General features: G+C 31.6%; 14 protein-coding genes. 12 read left to right on the plus strand and 2 right to left on the minus strand.

What is annotated here, in order from left to right:
• Position 1: 1 nt before the first annotated feature.
• From rsgA to AC3VJB_RS09685, 3 genes are all read left to right on the plus strand, one after another.
• A complete protein-coding gene (rsgA, locus tag AC3VJB_RS09675) occupies positions 2–943 on the plus strand; it encodes a ribosome small subunit-dependent GTPase A (RefSeq protein WP_047788599.1) in 942 nt (313 codons plus the stop codon).
• Positions 944–1,016: 73 nt separating this feature from the next.
• Positions 1,017–1,469 carry a D-aminoacyl-tRNA deacylase gene (dtd, locus tag AC3VJB_RS09680; RefSeq protein ID WP_047788600.1) on the plus strand — a complete coding sequence of 151 codons (453 nt, stop codon included), beginning with the start codon at positions 1,017–1,019 and terminating at the stop codon, positions 1,467–1,469.
• 65 nt (positions 1,470–1,534) lie between these two features.
• Positions 1,535–2,179, plus strand: coding sequence for a YceI family protein (locus AC3VJB_RS09685; RefSeq protein WP_047788601.1), 645 nt, complete (start codon positions 1,535–1,537; stop codon positions 2,177–2,179).
• A 48-nt stretch (positions 2,180–2,227) separates the two neighbouring features.
• On the opposite strand, the gene lipB is transcribed toward AC3VJB_RS09685, so the two are convergent.
• Positions 2,228–2,932 (minus strand): lipoyl(octanoyl) transferase LipB, encoded by a 705-nt coding sequence (lipB, locus tag AC3VJB_RS09690; protein ID WP_047788602.1) that lies wholly within the window; start codon positions 2,930–2,932, stop codon positions 2,228–2,230.
• Positions 2,933–3,018: 86 nt separating this feature from the next.
• Here lipB and AC3VJB_RS09695 point away from each other — a divergent pair, with 86 nt between their 5' ends.
• The 4 genes from AC3VJB_RS09695 to AC3VJB_RS09710 all read left to right on the plus strand — a co-directional run bounded on the left by AC3VJB_RS09695 (position 3,019) and on the right by AC3VJB_RS09710 (position 9,445).
• Positions 3,019–6,702 carry a reprolysin-like metallopeptidase gene (locus tag AC3VJB_RS09695; protein WP_437823200.1) on the plus strand — a complete coding sequence of 1,228 codons (3,684 nt, stop codon included), beginning with the start codon at positions 3,019–3,021 and terminating at the stop codon, positions 6,700–6,702.
• Between the two features lie 168 nt (positions 6,703–6,870).
• Positions 6,871–7,485 carry a deoxynucleoside kinase gene (locus tag AC3VJB_RS09700; protein WP_047788603.1) on the plus strand — a complete coding sequence of 205 codons (615 nt, stop codon included), beginning with the start codon at positions 6,871–6,873 and terminating at the stop codon, positions 7,483–7,485.
• Between the two features lie 411 nt (positions 7,486–7,896).
• Complete coding sequence (locus tag AC3VJB_RS09705; RefSeq protein ID WP_437823202.1) at positions 7,897–8,124, plus strand: hypothetical protein; 228 nt, start codon at positions 7,897–7,899, stop codon at positions 8,122–8,124.
• A gap of 76 nt (positions 8,125–8,200) precedes the next feature.
• Positions 8,201–9,445 carry a radical SAM protein gene (locus AC3VJB_RS09710; RefSeq protein WP_497667071.1) on the plus strand — a complete coding sequence of 415 codons (1,245 nt, stop codon included), beginning with the start codon at positions 8,201–8,203 and terminating at the stop codon, positions 9,443–9,445.
• Here AC3VJB_RS09710 and AC3VJB_RS09715 read toward each other — a convergent pair.
• On the minus strand, positions 9,442–10,176 hold the full coding sequence (locus tag AC3VJB_RS09715; protein ID WP_437823205.1) for a TrmH family RNA methyltransferase: 735 nt from the start codon (positions 10,174–10,176) through the stop codon (positions 9,442–9,444). The genes AC3VJB_RS09710 and AC3VJB_RS09715 overlap by 4 nt on opposite strands.
• A 71-nt stretch (positions 10,177–10,247) precedes the next feature.
• Between AC3VJB_RS09715 and tamL the strand changes: the two genes are divergently transcribed.
• The 5 genes from tamL (at position 10,248) to AC3VJB_RS09740 (ending at position 17,579) form a co-directional block, all read left to right on the plus strand.
• Positions 10,248–12,701, plus strand: coding sequence for a translocation and assembly module lipoprotein TamL (gene tamL, locus AC3VJB_RS09720; RefSeq protein ID WP_437823207.1), 2,454 nt, complete (start codon positions 10,248–10,250; stop codon positions 12,699–12,701).
• A gap of 95 nt (positions 12,702–12,796) precedes the next feature.
• Positions 12,797–13,855 carry a class II fructose-bisphosphate aldolase gene (gene fbaA, locus AC3VJB_RS09725; protein WP_047788609.1) on the plus strand — a complete coding sequence of 353 codons (1,059 nt, stop codon included), beginning with the start codon at positions 12,797–12,799 and terminating at the stop codon, positions 13,853–13,855.
• A gap of 51 nt (positions 13,856–13,906) precedes the next feature.
• Positions 13,907–14,764: an acetyl-CoA carboxylase, carboxyltransferase subunit beta gene (gene accD / locus AC3VJB_RS09730; RefSeq protein WP_047788610.1), complete on the plus strand. Its 858-nt coding sequence runs from the start codon at positions 13,907–13,909 to the stop codon at positions 14,762–14,764.
• A 129-nt stretch (positions 14,765–14,893) separates the two neighbouring features.
• Positions 14,894–15,163 (plus strand): 30S ribosomal protein S15, encoded by a 270-nt coding sequence (gene rpsO / locus AC3VJB_RS09735; protein ID WP_047788611.1) that lies wholly within the window; start codon positions 14,894–14,896, stop codon positions 15,161–15,163.
• Positions 15,164–15,350: 187 nt separating this feature from the next.
• Entirely contained in the window at positions 15,351–17,579 is a 2,229-nt protein-coding gene (locus tag AC3VJB_RS09740; RefSeq protein ID WP_047788612.1) for a polyribonucleotide nucleotidyltransferase, read from the plus strand.
• Positions 17,580–17,690: the final 111 nt, after the last annotated feature.

Genomic DNA, 17,690 nt, shown 5'->3' on the forward strand with positions numbered 1-17,690 from the left:
TATGATAGGAACAGTTTACAAATCTACAGGAAGTTGGTATTGGGTAAAATCTGAAGGCGAGCTATATAAGTGTCGTATTAAAGGAAAGTTTCGTATCAAAGGAATTAAAAGTACCAATCCCATCTCTGTAGGTGATATTGTTGATTTTTCGTTAGAAACTAAAAATGATGAAGAAACAGGATTGATTACTAATATTCATGAACGAGAAAACTATATCGTTCGCAAGTCTGTTAATCTTTCAAAACAAACTCATGTTATTGCTTCTAATATTGATCAGGTGTTTTTATTGATTACTATTGACAACCCTCCTACATTTACGACTTTCATTGATCGCTTTTTAGTTACTTCCGAAGCCTATTCAATTAAAACTATATTAGTTTTCAATAAAATTGATTCTTACGAAATTGAGCAGCGTGCCGAAATTTTGTATTTAAAAGATATTTATGAAGCCATCGGTTACGAATGCATTGAAGTTTCCGCGACTAAAAACATCAATATTGATAAAATAAAAGAGATGATGACAGACAAAGTAAGTATGTTTGCAGGTCATTCAGGAGTTGGAAAAACAACCTTAGTTAACGCTATTGAACCATCTTTAGACTTAAAAACGAAAGAAATTTCTGAACAACACAAACAAGGGCAACATACTACTACATTTGCCGAAATGTTTGATTTAAGTTTTAATGCTCGCATTATAGACACTCCAGGTATTAAAGGTTTTGGTGTAGTTGATATGGACAAAGATGAATTAGGTGATTATTTTCCTGAGTTTTTTGCTTTAAAACAAAACTGCAAATTCAACAATTGCATTCATATTAACGAACCACAGTGCGCAGTTAAAGAAGCCCTAGAAAATGAAGAAATAGCTTGGTCTCGTTATAAAAGTTATCTACAAATTTTAGAAGGCGAAGAAGAACACTACAGAACCGACATTTGGGAGTAATATAATTTTTTAGTCTAATCTCCACTAAGGTTCAAAACATTCAAATATTTAAAAATTCAACAATTTATATAAAATGAAAATTGTCATTCAACGTGTTTCAAAAGCTAGCGTTACTATTGAAGGTGAAAGAGTAGCTAAAATACAACAGGGGCTTTTAATTTTACTTGGAATTGTTACTGAAGATACACCTGATGATATTAAATGGCTCTCAAACAAAATAACAAACCTTCGTATTTTTAATGACGAAGAAGGTGTTATGAATAAATCGATTAAAGATATAAATGGAGATGCTATTATAGTAAGTCAATTTACTTTACACGCTTCTACCAAAAAAGGAAATCGTCCTAGTTATATTAAAGCTGCCAAACCTGATGTTGCTATTCCTTTATATGAAAAGTTTGTTCAACAAATTGAGGTTGATTTAGGTAAAAAAGTACAAACAGGTCAGTTTGGTGCGGATATGAAGGTAGAGTTGCTAAATGATGGACCTATAACTATCATTATTGATTCCAAAGATAAAAAATAATTTCCATGGGAATTATTTTTAATTATATTTGTATCTGATTAAGTATCATTATTAAAAACACAAAAATGAAAAAAACAATTTTAGCTATTGCATTTGTTGCAATTGGAGCTGTTTCTTGTAAAACAGATAAAAACAAGGCTACTGTTAGTGACGAAATTAAAGAAGTTGCAAAAACAGAGAATGTTATTAATACTTATAAGGCTAACATCGCTGAATCTTCTGTTGCTTGGAAAGGTAGCAAACCTACTGGTTCTCATAATGGTGTCGTAAGTTTAAGTAAAGGAACGTTAGAAATCGAAAACGGAAACGTAAAATCTGGTGAGTTCATTATTGACATGACTACTATTTCTTGTGAAGATTTAAAAGCTGGAGACGGTAAAGAAGATTTAGAGGGACACTTAAAAAATGCTGATTTCTTTGATGTTGAAAAATTCCCTACTGCTAAATTTCAAGTAGCTAGCTCTGAAGTAAAAGGTGGAAAAGTACACGTTACAGGGAACTTAACTCTTAAAGACGTTACTAAAAGTATTACTATACCTGCTACTATTACAGAAGCTGATGATATGGTAACTTTTAAAAGTGATACTTTTAGTATTGACAGAACTGACTTTGGTGTTACTTACAAGTCTAAAAAAATTGACGCTGCTTTAAAAGACAAATTCATCAATGATTTAATGGAAATTTCTTTTGAAATCAAAGCTAAAAAATAATTTTTAGTTCTAAAGCATAAAAAAAGGTTGACAATTGTCAACCTTTTTTTATGCTTTTATAAACTCTTCCACTTCAAACAGTTCTTTAAAATGTTTTATAATTTTCTCTTTTACCTCTTCTTCCGAGACCTTTCTACCTAATTCAACTTCCATTGAAGTAACAGCTTTTCCACGTATTCCACAAGGAATAATATTATCAAAATAGCCTAAGTTAGCATTCACATTTAAAGCAAAACCGTGCATAGTTACCCATCTACTGGCTCTAATTCCCATGGCACAAATTTTTCTAGCAAACGGCGTACCTACTCCAAGCCATACACCTGTTTCTCCTTCACTTCTTTCTCCTTCCAACCCATACTCTGCTATTGTTAAAATGATTGACTCCTCCAACAAACGTAAATATTTATGGATGTCTGTAAAAAAATTTTCTAAATCTAAAATTGGATAACCAACAATTTGTCCTGGTCCATGATAAGTTATATCCCCTCCTCTATTAATCTTATAAAAAGTTGCTTCTTTCTCTTTTAATTTTTCTTCATTCAACAAAAGATTTTTTATATCTCCTGATTTTCCTAAGGTGTACACATGCGGGTGCTCTACAAACAAAAAGTAATTAGGAGTTTCTATTTCACTATCTCCATTTCTTCTTTCTCTTTTTAATGATACTATTTCATCTAAAAGATTCGTTTGATAATCCCATGTTTCCTTGTAATCTTTTCTTCCTAGATCACTAATTCTTATTTTTTTATTCATAAATTGTGGCGCTAAACTACCCTACAAAGGTAGGGAAATTTAGAGTTTTACTGTTATAAACTAAACGCATATCAATAACAAAAATCATGTTTAAAAAAAGTACCCTTCCTTTTTTATTTGCTTTCTATTTATCAATAGCTAGCTTGTTTTCACAACAACTATGGACAAGGAGTCATAAAGACGCCATTACTCAACAAAAGAAAGAAATTTTTAATACAAATAATACTTTACCTAAAGAATACATTTTAATGAGTTTAAACTTAGAAGGCTTTAAAAATACATTGCCTAACTCATTATCTAAAAATACACCTAATTCAAAAATTATCCAGCTTCCTAATGCTAACGGACAACTAGAAAGATTTTCTATAAAAGAAACTTCTTATTTAGCTCCTTCCCTAGCTGAAAAATACCCTATGATTAAATCTTTTTCAGCTCAAGGAATTGACAATCCTTCTTCTTCGGCTAAGATAAGTATTGGAAAAGATGGAGTTCACGTAATTATTTCTTCAGCAAATGAAGGTACTTCCTACATAAATCCATACACCAAAGACTATAAAGAATATATTGTTTATAAGAAAAGTAGTCTACCTCCAAGCAAAGATGAATTTTCGTGTAAGGTAGAAGACACTGTACAAAAAAATAACATATCACCACATCAACGAAGAAATGCTGATGATGGCAATTTAAGAACCTATAGAATGGCCATTGCTTGTACAGGTGAATATGCTCAGTTTCACATAAACAACCAAAGAGTACCATCTACAGCTAGTGATGCAGAAAAAAAAGCAGCTGTACTATCTGCTATGAATACTACAATTACTCGTGTTAATGAGGTTTATGAAAGAGATTTAGCTGTAAGAATGGTTATCGTAGACAATAATGATGCTTTAATCTTTTTAGATGCTGATACAGATGGCTTAACAAATGATAGTGCCAGAACCTTGATTGATGAAAGTCAAGAAAAATGTGATGAAATTATTGGTGATGCTAATTATGATATTGGACATACGTTTAGTACTGGAGCAGGAGGACTAGCTCAGCTAAACTCTGTTTGTGCTACAAACTATAAGGCTCAAGGAGTTACAGGAAGAAGCCGACCTATAGGAGATACTTACGATATAGATTATGTTGCTCATGAAATTGGACACCAATTCGGAGCTACTCATACATTTAATAATTCATGTGAGGGGAATAGAAGCTCTAGTACTGCTGTTGAACCAGGTAGTGGTTCAACAATTATGGGATATGCTGGTATTTGCGGTCCAAATGTACAAAATGTAAGTGATGACTATTTTCATGCGGTTAGCATTGCTCAAATGTGGAATCATATTCAAGGTTCAGGGAATTGTGCCAGCACTTCAAACACAGGTAATACTGCTCCTACAGCTAATGCGGGAAATAATGTTAGTATTCCTAAATCGACACCATTTGTTTTAAAAGGAACCGCTACAGATGTTGATGGAACAGAATCTTTATCTTATACTTGGGAACAAATTGATAATGAAGTAGCAACCATGTCTCCATTATCTACAAATACAGGAGGTCCTATGTTCAGATCATTACTTCCTTCTTCATCAGCTGATAGATACATACCTGCACTATCTACCGTATTAAGTGGTAACAATTCTACTGAATGGGAAGTTTTACCTTCTGTGGCAAGAGAATTAGATTTCGCCTTTACAGTTAGAGATAATCATATAGGAGGAGGTAGCTCAGCTAGAGATGATATAAAAATAACTGTTACAAACGCTGAAGCTTTTACTGTAACATCTCCTAATTCTGCGGTATCTTGGGGAGTTGGTTCAACCCAAACCATTATATGGAATAAAGGAACTACAGACCAATCACCTATTAACTGTGCTAATGTAAACATAAAACTTTCAACAGATGGAGGCCTTACTTACCCTATCACTCTAAAAAACAATACACCAAATGACGGTTCAGAAGATATTATTATACCTGATACCCCTACTACAAATGCACGAATATTAGTAGAAGCTTCAGATAATATTTTTTATAACATAAACAATAGCAATTTAACCATTTTCCCTACAGCTCCAACGTATTCAATAGCTAATAATACAGGAGATTTATCTGTATGTAATATAGCTACAAATGAGCTTGTTTTTGATTTTGACTACAATGCTTTATACGGATTTAATGAAACAGTAAATTTGTCTTACTCAGGAGCTCCTGCTAACTCTACTGTTACGTTAAGTAATTCTTCAATAAGTAGTAGCGGTAAGTTTACCTTAACCGTAACTAACCTTACAAATATTTCAAAAGGAGATTATACAATTACTGTTACAGCTACGTCAGGTTCAATAACTAAATCTGTTGATATACTTTTAAACGTAAATGACAATCTTTGTAATTCTTCTGGAAATATTGCATCGCAATTGAGCATTACGAATGTTACCTTTAATAGCATTAACAATAACTCTACTAAAACAACTGGTTATTCTAACTTCACCAGTCAAAACACTGAGGTAGTTAGAGGTAACAACTATAATTTAACAACTACTATTAATACAGCTGGAAATGATAATGTAAAAACATTTGCTTGGATTGACTGGAACCAAAATTGTGTTTTTGATACTAATGAAACTTACGACTTAACCTCTACTAGCGCTATTTTAATCACGGTTCCTGAAGGCATTCCAACAGGAGAAACTATTATGAGAGTTTCTACAAGGTCAGACGCTGACCCAAATTCTTGTAACTTGGGCTTTAATGGTGAAGTTGAAGATTATACTATTACAGTTTTAGAACCTACTTTTTCTATTTCTAATAGTACAGGAGACCTATCTGTATGTAAACAAGCTACAAATGAAGTAACCTTTGATTTTGATTATACAGCTTTGTATGGGTTTAATGAAACTGTTAATCTTTCTTATTCAGTATCACCAACTAACCTAAATGTAACATTAAACCCTACTAGTATGAATGCTAGTGGAAAATTTACCTTAACAATAAGTAATTTAACCGCCAAAGAAGTAGATACAGGAGATTACACAATTACTGTTACTGCAGCATCAGGTTCAATGGCTAAATCAGTAAATATCCTTTTAAACGTAAACAACAGCCTTTGTAACTCTTCAGGTAACACTGAGTCTCAATTAAGTATTACTAATGTTACTTTTAATGGTATCAACAATAATTCTGATAAAGCAAATGGGTATTCAGATTTTAAATCAGTAACAACCCAAGTAGTTAGAGGTGAAACTTATGATTTAACAACCACTATCAATACAGCAGGAAATAGTAATACAAACACATTTGCTTGGATAGACTGGAACCAAAACTGTGCATTTGATACTAATGAAACTTATGACTTAACTTCTAATACTCTTTCTATTATCGTTCCTGAAGATGCTTTATTAGGTTCTACAACTATGAGAATTTCTACAAAAGTAAATAGTAATCCTAATTCTTGTGGATTAAATTTTAATGGTGAGGTAGAAGACTATACTATTACCGTTGAAGAAAGCTTTGCTACAGACAATACGTTGTTTAATGATTTAAAAATAGGCCCAACACCCACGCTATTAAATAAAAAGCTAACAATAAACTTCAAGGTAAAAGATAAAAAATCAACAATTATTAGACTTTTTGATTTTAGGGGAAGATTACTTGAAACACAAAAATTTTCAACTATTTCTAGTCAGTTTAATAAAGAAATACAATTAACCAAAGCTGCAAGCGGACTTTATTTATTACAAGTTGAAAATGCGGGTAAACAAGTGACAAGAAAAATAGTTGTTAAGTAGGTTATAAACTATGTCTGAAAAGTAAAAAGCAAGCTAATTGGCTTGCTTTTTATTTTTATCTAATATTCATTTATTAAACTTGTTTCTTAATTCCTTTTTTTATGTAATTTTACCATCCCCTAATCTGGCTGTGCCAGCAATATTAAAAACATTTTTACACAAACAATTATGCACGTAGCAATTGCCGGAAACATAGGCGCGGGAAAAACCACTTTAACTAAATTATTAGCAAAACACTACGATTGGGAAGCTCATTTTGAATCGGTTGATGAAAATCCATACTTAGATGATTTTTATGGAGAAATGGAGCGTTGGTCTTTTAATTTGCAAGTATACTTTTTAAATAGCCGTTTTCGTCAAGTTTTAGAACTTCGTAAATCTGGTAAAAAAATAATTCAAGATAGAACTATTTATGAAGATGCTCATATTTTTGCTCCAAACCTACATGCAATGGGGCTTATGACCAATAGAGATTATAGTAACTATTCTTCATTATTTGAATTAATGGAAAACTTAGTAACCCCTCCTGATTTATTAATTTATTTACGTGCTGATATTTCTACACTCGTAGGTCAAATTCATAAACGTGGTAGAGAATATGAAAACTCTATTAGTATTGATTATTTAAGTAGGTTAAATGAACGCTATGAAGCTTGGATTAGTCAATACAATAAAGGTAAATTATTAATTATAGATGTTGATAATTTAGATTTTGTTGATAACCAAGAAGACTTAGGTTTTATTATCGATAGAATAGATGCTCAAATAAATGGATTATTTTAAGTTTTAAAGAATTTAAGCCTACAATAACAACCTCTTTGTTTTTTAGTAAAAACAAAGAGGTTTTCTTTTATCAATCTATATCTTTATAGCGTATTCGCTATCCTAAAAAATAAAAATCTAGCTTCAAACAGAAATCTTACTCTCAAATCTCTTCTCTTCAAAAACAAGTTAATTACCCCTCTAAAAGGGTGTTATAATTTTTAAATTATGCATCCATTTTTTATAAATAGTCACCTAATCACCTTACTTTTTCATCTCAAATCATTAATATTTGTTGCAATTCATTTAAGAAACTTGTTTAAAAACAAGCCTATTAACTTCTATTAGTTTAATGATTTACAGGTAGCTGAAAATGTAATCTTTTAAACTTAAAAAGAAATAGAGTAAGCAATTAACTTAAAATTAATAATTATGAAGAAAACATTTTTTTTACCAAAGGGATTAGAAAAGTTCACAAACTTACAAACTGACAATCTAGACCTTGTTAAAGGAGGAGCTATTTATGTGGAAGAAGAAATTTATTACCCTACTAGTGGAGGAGGAAGAGTATGTCCTGACGGATTAGTTTGGAGTAACAAGCTACGAAAATGTGTGAAATTAATAGAAGTTGAAGCTGAAAAAGAGCACTTCAGATTATAACACAGAATTTTAAAATCTTCTCAAGGAAATTGTACACTGTATAGTTTCCTTGTTTTAACCAACACTTTTTCTAATTATGAATTTTAATTCTTTAGCTATAAAAATTGCTAGTAGATGTAATCTTAATTGTTCATACTGTTTTATGTATAATCTTGGAGACACTACCTATAAAAACCAACCTAAATTCATGTCTTCAGAAGTTGTTGATAATATTATTGAAAAGACTAAAAATTATATAAAAAAGTATAATAAAAAAGAATTTTCCTTTATTTTCCATGGAGGCGAACCTCTACTCGCTTCTAAAGATTTTTATATTAATTTTATAAATAAAGTGCACAAAGTACAACAAGAACTAACCGATGTATCTTTTTCTTTTGACTTGCAAACAAACGGTGTTCTTTTAGATAAAAGTTGGATACAGCTATTCAAAAGCTTGAACATTTACCCTAGTGTAAGCGTTGACGGAACTAAAAAGGCACACGATATGTATAGAGTAGACCATAAAGGAAATGGCAGCTACGACACAGTTTTTGAAAGTGTCAAGTTATTAAAAAATGAAATGAATTTTGCTGACATAGCTTGTGTTATTAATATTGAAGAAAGCCCAAAAGAAATTTACGATAGTTTTAAAAAAATGAATGTTAGTTATGTAAACTTTTTAATTCCTGATTACACACATGACAATTTTCCCTTCGATAAAGACAAAACCTTAATGGCCGATTGGTTAATTAATTTATTTGATATTTGGATTAAAGATACAAAGCGATTTAAAATCCCATTATTTTTAGGCTTGTTAAATTCTCTAATGAGAGTTAACGAAAAAGCAAAAAATGAATCAAGCGTTTTAGTTATCGAAACAAATGGAGAAATCGAGGCTATTGATTCTCTTAAAGCTTGCGGTCACGGTTTTACTAAAACAGGTCTTAATATTAAAAAGAACAATTTTCAAGACATACAACATACCTCTTTAGGTAAATTATATTTTAATGATTTTAACACAAAGCTTTGTACACAATGCTTAGAATGTCCATTAAATGAAATTTGTAAAGGAGGTAGATTGGTTCATCGTTATAGCAAAAAAAATGGTTTCAATAACCCTTCTGTTTACTGTAATGATTTAATTAAGCTTATTGCTCACATACAAAAGTTCTTTATATCATGTTATCCAGAGCTACATAAAAAAGAGAACATCCAACCAATAAAACCTATAGAAATTACAAATTATCTTTCAACTTTTGCTCAAAGCACTTACACTCCTTACAAAAAAGAATTGGAAGCTTTCTCTAAGAAAAATAAAGCATTAGCTAATCAATCATATTAAATCAAGTTTCTTTTAAACTCACTTAATAATATAGCTGTAGCAGTGGCAACATTTAAACTCTCCGTTTTTTGTAAATCGCCAAACCTTGGGATGGTTACAGTGTTTTTTACAATATCAGCAACTTCAAGAGAAATTCCATTTGCCTCATTTCCCATTACTAAAACTGCTTTTTGAGGTAATGGAGTAGTATAAACATTATCACCATACATATCTGCTGTATAAACAGGCAATGGAGTACTCTTTAAAAACTTAGGCAAATCAACATATGAAACCTGAACTCTAGTTAACGATCCCATGGTAGACTGTACCACTTTTTGATTATAACAATCAACCGTATTTTGAGAACATACCAACTCAGAAATCCCAAACCAATCACACAAACGAATAATTGTTCCTAGATTTCCTGGGTCATTAATACCATCTAAAGCAACTATAAAATTGCCCTTATTAACCTCTTTTTTGTTTGGAATTTTAAAAATTCCTAAAACTTTGTTTGGTGTTTTTAAAGTACTAATCTTTTTTAACTCATTTTCAGAAATCAAAATAACCTCTACATTTTTTGAAGAAATAAAAGACTCTTCTGTAGTATATAATTGTTCTACTACCAAAGAAGACGCTAGTAATTCATTAACCACCTTTACACCTTCTGCTACAAATAATTGATGCTTTTGTCTATACTTTTTTTGCTGTAAACTAGTTATTAACTTTATGTTGTTTTTAGATAAATTCATTAAATTATTTTTAACACTCTAAAACCACTAAAAAATAGTATTTTTGATTCTTAATACGAGGCGTAAAGTTAATGAAAAAACTTTCTTTCTTCTTTTTATTAGTAGGCTTATTCAGCTCATGTAGCACAATTAAATATGTTAAAAAAAATGAGTTATTACTAGCTAAAAACACAGTATATATTGATAGTGTAAAAAACTCTAGTGATAATATTGCTGAATTATTATTACAACGCCCTAACGCTAAGGCTTTGGGTATACCATTATCATTACATTTTTATAATTTAGGAAATCCCGAAGCTCCAAAAACACCTAGTGAATGGGCTAAAAAAAATCCAAAAACCTATAATTTTTACAAAGATGTATTTTCAGAAAAGCAAAGTATAGCTGTAGCTAAAACACTTATTGGTTTTAATAATTGGTTTTTAACTAGTGGGGAACCCCCAATTATTATTGACGATAAAAAAACAGATAAAACTGTAGATAACTTAAAAGCTTACTTTCAAACTGAAGGATATTTTAGAGCTAAAGTTTTCTCTAAAAAAGATACTATTGGTAAGAAAAAAGGAGAAATTAGCTACCATATTACCAAAGGGAATCCTTCTTATTTAGATAGTATTAAAACTTTTATTACATCTCCAGTTCTTGATTCTTTATATCAACTTACAAAAAAGAAAAGCTATCTAAAACCTGGAGATCATTATAAGAATGACAACTTTATAAAGGAAGCGAATCGACTTGTAAAACTTTTTAGGAATAAAGGAATATATCAATTTAATGAAAATTATATCTCCTTTGAAAATGACACTTTAAAAAATTATGAAAAAACCGATGTAGATATCAATATTTCTGATAAAACTATTCCTTTTCAAATTCAGAAATTAAGAAAAGTAAACGTTTATACCGACTATAATTATAGCACTAGAAACTCTAAGCATAAAGACAGTGTAAGTTATAATGGAATTAATTTTTACGCACTTCGAAAACTAAAATACAATCCTAAGTACTTATCTCAATCTTTATTCATAAAACCAAATACCGTTTATAGTGACTCACTAAGAAATTTAACACGCACACATTTAAGAGGATTAAAAAACTTCAAAGCAACCTCTATTCGATATAATGAATTAAGCGAAAACGAACTGGAAGCCAATGTATATTTAACCCCTATAGAAAAATACACTTTAGGTTTTGAAACAGAATTATCACGTTCCAACATTCGTAACTTTGATGTTTCTTTAAAGTTTTCATTAACTAATAGAAATACATTTAAAGGTGCTGAGCTTTTTAAACTCTCTACTTTTGGTTCTTATTTTAACTCCAATAATGGACCCGGTTGGGAAATTGGTTCGGATATTTCACTAGAAGTTCCTCGATTTATGGCTCCTTTCGGATTGCATAAATTGGTTCCAAAAAGAATGTTTCCTAGAACTAAGTTTTACTCAGGAATAGGAATTCAAAAAAACATAGGATTGGATAAACAAAATATATCTATTGGTATAGATTACAAATGGGACTATAACAAAAGAAAATCCATTCAATTAGAACTATTAAATACTCAATATATTAGAAATCTAAATGTTGATAATTATTTTTCTATATATAATTCTGAATATCGAAAATTATCTGAAGTCGCTGAAATTTATGATCCTTCATATACGTTTCCAGACAATATCCCTAGTAACTCAGGTGAAATAATTAATTTCATTTCAGGCGTTCTTACCGATGCTAATTTTGCAGCATCAAACCCAATTGAGTTTCAAAACGTCTTAAACCTTGCTAACAGATATAATATTGTAACATCCGACTTTTTAATTCCAGAAATAGCCTATAGTTATACCTATAATAATCAAGAAAGTATTAAAGATGCTAGCTTTTCTTTTTTTAAGTTTAGAGTTGCTAACTCAGGAAATATTATGGGACTTTTATCAAATAAGACCAATAGTTCTGGACAAAAAACTGTTTTTAAAATTCCTATTGCTCAATATTTTAAAACAGATATTGAGTATAAAAAATATTGGGATTTAGGTGATAACAATGTTTTAGCGCACAGAACTTTTCTTGGAGCTATTTTTACTTATGATAATTCTGGCGTTCCTTTTTCTCGTAGTTATTTTGCAGGAGGTTCTAACGACATACGTGCATGGAGAACCTACGATTTGGGTCCTGGTACTAGAGCACCTCTTCTTGAATACAACATTGGTAGCTTAAAATTTTTAACTAGCTTTGAATACCGTTTTAACGTTTTTGGTTCTTTAAAGTCTGCTTTATTTGTAGATGCAGGAAACATTTGGGATATAACCAACACAGAATTTGTTGATGATCCAGCTAAATTTAACGGTTTTAAATCGTTAAAAGATATGGCTGTTGGTGCTGGTTTCGGGCTTCGTTACGACTTTAAATTTTTAATTGCAAGATTGGATTTAGGATTCAAAGCTCATGAACCATATTTAACTAATAATAAGTGGTTCCAAAACTTCAATTTCTCTAACTCTGTGCTAAATATAGGTATTAATTACCCCTTTTAACAAAGTACTTTCTAATAAAAATTTATCGCAACTTGTATAAAAAAGTGTAGATTTGTTCCTTAAACTAAGTAACACACTACTAAACAAAATAAAAAATGATTAAACCTGGAGTTGCCACCGGAAAAGAAGTTCAAGCAATTTTTAAATTAGCAAAACAAAAAGGTTTTGCTTTACCTGCTGTTAATGTTGTAGGATCAAACACAATTAATACGGTTTTAGAAACAGCTAAAGAACTTAACTCGCCTGTAATAATCCAGTTCTCTAATGGAGGTGCTCAATTCAATGCAGGTAAAGGCTTATCAAACGATAATGAAAAAGCTGCTATTGCTGGTGCAGTAGCTGGCGCTAAGCATATACACTTATTAGCTGAAGCATATGGTATTCCTGTTATTTTACACACCGACCATGCTGCAAAAAAATTATTACCTTGGATTGATGGTTTATTAGATGCTAGTGAGCAATTTTATAAAGAAACAGGAAAACCTCTATACAGTTCTCACATGATTGACTTAAGTGAAGAACCAATAGAAGAAAATATTGAAATTTGTAAAGAATACCTTGCTCGTATGAGTAAAATGGGAATGACTTTAGAAATTGAATTAGGAATTACTGGAGGTGAAGAAGACGGTGTTGATAATACAGATGTTGATAGCTCTAAATTATACACACAGCCAGAAGAAGTAGCCTATGCTTATGAAGAATTAATGAAAGTTAGTCCACAATTTACTATTGCTGCTGCCTTCGGAAATGTTCACGGAGTATATAAACCAGGAAACGTAAAATTAACTCCAAAAATTTTAAAGAACTCACAAGAACATATTTCAGAAAAATATAACGTTCCTCATAACACAATCGACTTTGTTTTCCACGGAGGATCTGGTTCTACTTTAGAAGAAATTCGTGAAGCAATTAGTTACGGAGTTATAAAAATGAATATCGATACTGATTTGCAATATGCATTTACCGAAGGTGTTCGTGATTATATGAAAGAAAAATCTGCATATTTGCAATCTCAAATCGGTAACCCTGAAGGAGATGATATTCCTAACAAAAAACATTATGACCCTCGTAAATGGTTACGTGAAGGAGAACAAACTTTTAAAGCTAGATTAAAGAAAGCTTTTGAAGACCTAAATAATGTAAACACATTATAAAATTCTTTGAAAAAAGAAAAACCAAACAACTAAAGATTAAAAAACTAAATTATGGCTTGGTTTAAACGTACAGACAAAGGGATTCAAACCCCAACAGAAGAAAAAAAAGACACACCAAAAGGCTTGTGGTATAAAACCCCAAGCGGAAAGATAATTGACACAGACGAACTTAAAAAAAATTTATACGTAAGTCCAGAAGATGGATATCATGTGCGTATAGGGAGTAAAGAATATTTTGAAATATTTTTTGACGATAATAAGTTCACAGAACTTGATCCAAAATTATCTGCTAAAGACCCATTAAAATTTGAGGATACTAAAAAGTACCCTGAAAAACTAAAAGCTGCTCAGAAGAAAACAGGATTAAAAGATGCTGCTCGTGCTGCTGTTGGTAAATCAATGGGAAAAGATTTAGTAATTGCTTCAATGGATTTTGCTTTTATTGGTGGATCTATGGGAAGTGTTGTTGGTGAAAAAATAGCAAGAGCTATTGATTATTCTATCAAAAACAATATTCCTTTCTTAATGATTTCTAAATCAGGAGGAGCTCGTATGCAAGAGGCTTTACTTTCTTTAATGCAATTAGCTAAAACTTCTGCAAAGCTAGCGCAATTAGCAGAGGCTAAAATTCCATATATATCTTTATGTACCGATCCAACTACTGGAGGAACTACAGCTTCATTTGCCATGTTAGGAGATATAAACATTGCTGAACCAAATGCTTTAATTGGATTTGCAGGACCTCGTGTAGTAAAAGATACTACTGGTAAAGATTTACCAGAAGGCTTCCAACGTTCAGAATTTTTATTAGAACACGGTTTCTTAGATGGTATTTACGAACGAAAAGACTTAAAAAAACAGGTAAACTTGTATTTAGATTTAATACAAAATCAACCTGTAAGAGCATAACAAAAAAGCTAGCGATTGCTAGCTTTTTTGCTTTCTAACTTTTTCGTTACCATTCAAAAAAATAATCGTACATTTGCATCTTCAATGTAAATGCATTGAGTACATAATAATCATTTAAATAATATTGGCATGTATTTAACAAAAGAAGTTAAAGAACAAATCTTCGCAAAACACGGTAAAGGAGCAAATGATACTGGTACTGCAGAAGGTCAAATCGCGTTATTTACGCACAGAATTAACCACTTAACTGAGCATTTAAAGAAAAATCGTAAAGATTTTAACACAGAACGCTCGTTAGTACGTATGGTAGGTAAGCGTAGAAGCTTATTAGATTATCTAAAGAAAAAAGAGATTAATAGATATCGTGCGATTATTAAAGAATTAGGAATTAGAAAATAATTCTACAAGAAAAGAGGCTCTATAAACGTGCCTCTTTTTTATTTTTACATGAAGTTTATTTCTGACTAACAAACAGAAATTTATATATAAAAAGCTCAAAATTACTAACAACAATTTTGATTTTCCATTGGAGCAACAACAACACAACAACAAACAAAAACGAATTAAAATTTAGAAGAATTAATTTATGATTCCAAAAGTATTTAACCAAGTAATAGAACTTGGAGATGGAAGAACCATCACATTAGAAACAGGAAAATTAGCAAAACAAGCAGATGGTTCTGTTGTTGTAAGAATGGGAGATACAATGTTATTAGCAACAGTTGTATCAGCAAGAACTGCAAATCCAGGTATTGACTTTTTACCATTAACGGTAGATTACCGTGAAAAATTTGCAGCTGCAGGTCGTTACCCTGGTGGATTTATGAAGCGTGAAGCACGCCCTTCAAACGAAGAAATTTTAACAATGCGTTTAGTAGACCGTGTATTGCGTCCACTATTCCCAAAAGATTACCACGCAGAAACTCAGGTAATGATTCAATTAATGTCTCATGACGAAGAGGTAATGCCAGATGCCTTAGCTGGTTTAGCCGCCTCTGCTGCAATTCAATTATCAGACATCCCATTTGAAGCACCGATTTCAGAAGTACGTGTTGCGCGTATTAATGGTGAATTCATTATCAACCCTAGTGCTACTCAATTAGCTGAAGCGGATATCGACTTAATGGTTGGAGCTTCTAATGACTTTGTTGCAATGGTTGAAGGAGAAATGGATGAAGTTTCTGAAGAAGAAATGGCAGAAGCAATCCGTGTGGCACACGAAGCTATTAAAGTACAATGTGATGCTCAAGTAGCATTGGCAGAAGCTTTTGGTAAAAAAGAAACTCGTGAGTATGAAGGAGAAGCTGAAGACGAAGAGTTGGCACAAAAAATTCATGATGCAGCTTACCAAAAATGTTATGACATTGCTAAAAAAGGAACTTCTAAACAAGAAAGAGGATTAGCTTTTTCTGAAGTTAAAGAAGAGGTTATTGCAATGTTCACCGAAGAAGAATTAGAAGAATACGGTGATTTAGTAGGAAAATATTTTAGTAAAGCACACAAAGCTGCTGTTAGAGATTTAACTTTAAATGAAGGTTTACGTTTAGACGGACGTACCACTACTGATATTAGACCTATTTGGTGTGAGGTAGATTACTTACCAAGAACTCATGGTTCATCAATCTTTACACGTGGAGAAACTCAAGCATTAGCTACAGTAACTTTAGGTACTTCTAGAGATGCAAACATGGTAGATTCTCCAACAATGCAAGGAGAAGAGAAATTCTACTTACACTATAACTTCCCTCCTTTTTCAACTGGAGAAGCACGCCCTTTAAGAGGAACTTCTCGCCGTGAAATTGGTCATGGTAACCTAGCTCAAAGAGCTTTAAAAGGAATGATTCCTGAAGATTGCCCTTATACAGTTCGTATAGTATCTGAAGTATTAGAATCTAATGGTTCTTCTTCAATGGCTACTGTTTGTTCGGGTACAATGGCACTGATGGACGCAGGGGTTCAAATGAAAAAACCAGTTTCTGGTATTGCAATGGGGTTAATTTCTGATGGTGATCGTTATGCAGTTTTATCTGATATTTTAGGAGATGAAGATCACTTAGGAGACATGGACTTTAAAGTAACTGGTACTGCTGATGGTATTACAGCTTGTCAAATGGATATTAAGATTAAAGGATTATCATATGAAATCTTAGTAAAAGCTTTAAAACAAGCTCGTGATGGTCGTTTACATATCTTAGAAAAATTAACGGATACTATCGCTACTCCAAATGACGATGTTAAATCTCATGCACCTAAAATGGTAAATAGAGTAATTCCTAACGACTTAATTGGAGCATTTATTGGTCCGGGTGGAAAACATATCCAAGAGTTACAAAAAGAAACAGAAACTACGATTGTTATTAACGAAGACCCTGTTACTGAAGAAGGTATCGTTGAGATTTTAGGAACAAACCAAGAAGGAATTGATAAGGTTATCGCTCGCATCGATTCAATGATGTTTAAACCTGAAAAAGGTTCTGTATATGAAGTAAAAGTAGTGAAGTTATTAGATTTTGGTGCTGTTGTAGAATATACTGAAGCTCCAGGAAATGAAGTTTTACTACACGTTAGCGAATTAGCTTGGGAACGTACAAACAACGTAACTGACGTTGTTAATTTAGGAGATATTTTAGATGTAAAATACTTCGGAATTGACCCAAAAACACGTAAAGAAAAAGTATCTCGTAAAGCCTTATTACCTAAACCAGAAGGTTATGTAGCAAGACCACCTAGAGATAACAACAAAGGAAGAGATAATCGTAATCGCGATAATCGTCGTGACGATAGAAAACCTAGACAAGATAAAAAAGAATCATAAAAATTCTTTAGATATAAAAAAGCAACCTTATAAGGTTGCTTTTTGTTTTTATACACCTCTTTAAATAAAGAAAGGCTGCTAAAATTAGCAGCCTTTAACTTTAGAGTTATT

It is taken from the genome of Tenacibaculum sp. TB-53 (assembly GCF_059716285.2).